We start from the raw sequence: 4,960 nt of genomic DNA, 5'->3' as shown, positions 1-4,960 counted from the left end.
TTGTTTTACAACTTTTGAGACAGCCTCTTTAATTTTTAATTACCTCCGCTTTTTTTCTTTTTAAAGAGGTTCTTTACTTTATTTTTGGCGTCTTCTTCAAGCTTTTGTTTTAAATCAGCATCTTTCTTAGTGCTGTCTGCTTTTACCGAATCAGACTTTGGTTTACCTCCCAATAGTCCTCCTATTGCGTCTTTGGCCTGATCTTTAAGTAAATCATTAGCTACGTCCTTTACAGCTTCCTTGCCTTCTTCTTTCAGCTTTTTTTTCACAGCTTCTTTGGCCTGAGCCTTTTGTTCGCTCATCATCAACTTGGGTTGAGGGTCGGTAACAGTACCGCCAAGACCTATGGTAACAGGTATCGTTGATGAACCGGCATCAGAACCACCTGTGTAGCTGCTCACAAAACTATTAAACTGACTGCCAAGCTTTCCGGCAGGCACTTGCATTTGTACACCATAGCTTATGGTTCCATCGAGTGCAGTGGCGCCAGAAATAGTGGTTTTATAACTTCCTAAGTTTACATCGAATGGCTCCACCTGGAGTTTGCCATCTTTAATGCTTGCCTTCATTAATACATCCCGCATGGTCACTTTATCAGTATCGTTCAGATTTGTAAGAGACGCTATACCGTTTAATATTTTGGAGTTGCTCATAGTGGCCTGGGCAATTTCAAAAAGCCCCGCACCAGTTATTGTGCCTAGTTCAGGCATCATACTTTCATTTAGCAATCCATTTACACTAAAGTCAGTCGAAAAATCACCATCCACCAGATTGGCTATGGGCACGTATTGCTTCACTATTTCAAAGTTTTTAAAAGCAGATTGAATGGACAGTTTCTCAATATTCAATTTGAGATCGTACATGGGCTTTTTGATATCTTTTGCATTATAAGAGCCATTGACAGCAAACTGACCTTCGAGTAAATTGAACTTAAGATCACTTAAGTTGACAATACCGTTTCTTACTATAATATCACCCGTTGCATTTTTAAACTCCATATCCATCATTTTCGCACTTTTGATAGAAGAGCTTAATGTGAAATCGATATTTTCTGGCACCTGAATTACTCCATAACTTTCTTCTTCGCTGGCACTAACCGCATTGGGGTCTTCTTCCTCCGTCATAAACTCATTAAGGTCGAGTAAATTAGATTTCATCGTCATAGAACCTTTTAAAACCTCATTGTCACCGAAGATATAACCGATATAATTGCTTATAGAGCCCGTAATGTTCATGTCACTTTTCCCTACAACTCCGCTAAAGTTTTCGATACGCATCTCTTGAGGGTTAAATGAAGCTTTCGCTGAAGAGATTGAAACATCATAGGGCAATTCCTGATCTTTATAATTGAAATTATTTACTGTTACTGAACCACTTGTTGGTAGCTGGCTATATCGCTCTGCTTCGAGATCTGCCATATTACCTTTAGTCGCCAAGTCAGCTTTAATTTTACCGGCCAGTTCCATACCTTCTAAAGGAAACACCTTTGTTATTTTCTCCAGATCGATACCTCCATTGGCTTTTACATCCCAATTGTAATTTTCAAGGTTGGCAAACGTAACGTCAGCTTTGAATCTTTCTCCGTCCATAATCATGGTAAAATCGTTGATTACAGCGGTGAAGTCTTTCATCGTACCTGTCTTATCTGTGATTTTTGCATCAAAATGCAAATCCTCCATGGCATAAGGAAATTCGGATGTTTTTACATAACCTTCTTTTAAACTCATGGTAGCATCGATAGCAGGAAACTTATTAGCAATGCTATCATAAATACCAGACCCTTTGAAGTCTATATTAAAAAGACCCTTCATCGAGGTTCCCTCCATCGGAAACATTTGATTTAACTCTGCCAGGTTAAGCTTAGCCTGAATATCTGCTTCCATATCGTAGTTCTTCAGGTTTTTAACAAGTAATCGGGCATCTACAGGGTTTTGCCCAAATTGCATATGAAATTCTTTGAGGTCAATCAAGGTATTGTCAATATTACCATCCTGATTATCAACAAATAGATTGAGCTTAATATCATCGACAGCCGTAGGCAAATCGGGGTATTTAAACATGGCGTCATCTACCTGCATGGCCAAATTAAATGCTGGCATCGATAGGCTATCGTAGCGGCCTTTCACTGCCCCATTAAAGGTAAGAGAACCCGAGCTTTCTAATCCTTCAAAATCTTTGGTGTACATACCTGGTACGAGAGAAAGAAGGCTTTTAAATGTATTCTCTTTGGTGTCATAGGTAAGGTCCATATCCATACTACCATCTTCATTGAGCTTTAAAAAGCCATCGAAACCAAGCGCAAAATCATTTATTGTTGCCTGGTTTTCCTTAAAAGTATACTTGGTGTATTCTTCACTTATTGAAAGCGTTGCATCTGCCTTAAGTTGCTTGTTTGTAACATATTCTGTCCCATCAAATACAACTGTTACAGAATCAGCAGTGGTATTGGTTACAAGATCAAACACATCCTGAGTAAAATCACCACTTCCCGTGTGTTCTACATGCTTCAGTTCTAAAGAAAAAGGAATGGTAGCATCATCATAAATGATGTGACCGTTTGTTATGCGCCAATGATCGATACCTATATTAAATGCAGCCGCGGTGGTATCTGTAGCGTCTTGAGGCTGTGTATCATCTGCTATGGCGATATCATAATTAGCCGTACCATCTTCAAGTAATTTAATAAAAACCTGTGGTTCGTTTAGCTCTACTCCGCTTATCTGAATTTGATCACCAAACAGGCTAAATATGTCTACCTCAACTTCAAATTCTTTGACCGCGAACAGTAGTTGCCCATCAAATGGAGCCCTGTTAAATATTCCAAAGTTGTTGAGGTTTGCTGTGGCGTTAGGAAAATTCTTGAATAATGAAATACCAAAATCTTCAGTATCCCAAACTATATCAGCATTTACAGATTCTTCAAGCGACTTGTCAATAGCTGCCTTTATATCGTCTTTAAAAATAACGGGTACTATAGCTGCTGCAGCCAAAATGATAACCAGTAAACTACCGATTACGATCAATAATTTTTTCATACTGTTGGTTTTAGTTCTCTAAGGTGGTATAACAAATTTACTAAAGAATTGTATGAAATTTTAGGCAGCTATTGATCATCTATAAATCTTAACATTGAGATCTTCATAAGCCAGTTTAATCTGGTTTTCCTGCTTTTCAACAATCTTATAGTCCATGATAAAACCGTTGTCCTTTCTTTGAAGAGTGAGGGTTTGGTCATTGAGATACCACAAAAAATCAACGGTCTCAGCTTCATTAAAAAAGAAATGATCCGCTTCTTTTATAACTACAGTAGCCTGGTTGTTATCTGATAAATAAATTTCTCCCTGAGTTGTGTTGTTATTGAGCTGCCAGGTAATCGACCAGCGGTCTGATGTCATTTTACTGATGTCTCCCTGGTCTTCACAAGCCGAGGTTATAAAAAGCACTAAACAACTTAAAACTGTTACTTTCATATTTCAACTTCTCCTGCCACGTACAACGGCAGGAGAGCTAAAACATTGTTTTAAGTTTTTAAAAATACTTGATCATGGCATCAATAAGTTTTGCCACTTTATTGTTGTATGGCGGGTATACGGTTTTGGTCGGTGTAAGTCCTACTCGCTGTCTAAGCACGCCCTTTTCGTTAGAAAAAGACAGAAAGCCATATCGCCCATGCGATTTTCCTATGCCACTATTATTTACACCCCCAAACGGTAAATTGGTATGAGTAAATTGTAAAACACAATCATTGACACATGCCCCACCCGAAGAGGTGTTATTCAATATGGTATCTCTGTTTTGATTGCTTCTGCCAAAATAATAAAGTGCCAGCGGCTTAGGTTTGTTGTTTATAATATCGATTGCCTCATCGATAGTATCATACTCTACAACAGGTAAAATAGGCCCAAATATTTCATCATTTAACAGACCCGAATCATCAGGCACATTGCTCAGTATAGTTGGTGGTATAAAATTGCTTTCACTATCAGATTTACCACCCATTTCAACAGTTGCTCCCCCTTCTACAGCCTCCGCAATCATGTCGTTTAATCGCTGATAATGCTTTTCGTTTACAATCCTTGCATAGTCGCTTGATTCGTTAAAGCCTTTCAACTCATGGTCAAATTGTAGCTGAACAGCTGTTTTTAATAAAGGAATAAATTGGTCACTAAGTCCTTTTTTAATCAACAAATAATCTGGTGCGAGGCAGGTTTGTCCATTGTTCAGAAATTTTCCCCAGGCAATTTTCTCTGCAGCATCCTGAAGCTTTGCTGTTTCGTCAATTATTACTGGTGATTTGCCACCCAGCTCAAGCGTAACTGACGTCAGATGTTCTGCTGCAGCAGCCATCACCTTTTTGCCTACTGCTGGGCTTCCGGTAAAGAAAACATGATCAAATGGCTTTGCCAGTAAAGCTACTGCTGTTTCTGCGTCACCTTGAAATACAGCTACCTCATTTTCAGGAAACAACTCACCAACCATAGTTTCAATAAGTGCCGATGTGTTAGGAGTCAATTCGGAAGGTTTAAGCATGGCCGTGTTTCCTGCTGCCAAAGCTGAAATCAAAGGGCCAATGGTTAAATTAAAAGGATAATTCCAGGGGGCTAATATTAAACAGACGCCTTTAGGCTCATATTGAACGTAAGAAGTGGTGCCTAGTAATGTGAGTGGTGCATCAACTTTTTGTGGGCTTGCCCAATCTCTTAGGTGTTTGATGGCATGCTTGAGCTCATTTAACGCAGGAAATATCTCCGATACGTCAACTTCACTTTTAGGCTTACTAAAGTCAGAATTTACAGCATGTTGTATCGCCTCTCTGTTCTTCTCTATCCATATTTGAAGTTTTTTAAGGCGAAGCTTTCGCTCTTTCAATTTCTCATTTCGCAGCGCTAAAGCCCGCTTTTTTTGATTAGCAAAAACTTCATCTATACGTTTTTGATCAACTTCCGATTTCACTGTGTCA

3 protein-coding genes are annotated in these 4,960 nt (G+C 38.9%); all 3 read right to left on the bottom strand.

Annotated elements, in window-relative coordinates; all coding sequences use genetic code 11:
- Nucleotides 1-35 precede the first annotated feature (35 nt).
- Entirely contained in the window at nt 36-3,035 is a 3,000-nt protein-coding gene (locus tag E1176_RS06160; protein ID WP_155209686.1) for an AsmA family protein, read from the bottom strand.
- A gap of 75 nt (nt 3,036-3,110) precedes the next feature.
- Nucleotides 3,111-3,470 carry a hypothetical protein gene (locus tag E1176_RS06155; protein WP_155209685.1) on the bottom strand — a complete coding sequence of 120 codons (360 nt, stop codon included), beginning with the start codon at nt 3,468-3,470 and terminating at the stop codon, nt 3,111-3,113.
- Between the two features lie 58 nt (nt 3,471-3,528).
- Nucleotides 3,529-4,960: aldehyde dehydrogenase family protein (locus E1176_RS06150; RefSeq protein ID WP_155209684.1), on the bottom strand; the 1,432-nt coding region annotated here is incomplete at its 5' end.

Source organism: Fulvivirga aurantia, assembly GCF_009711475.1.
Lineage (GTDB): Bacteria > Bacteroidota > Bacteroidia > Cytophagales > Cyclobacteriaceae > Fulvivirga > Fulvivirga aurantia.
Note: the sequence above shows the minus strand (reverse complement) of the source record. Positions and strands in the feature narration are given on the sequence as shown.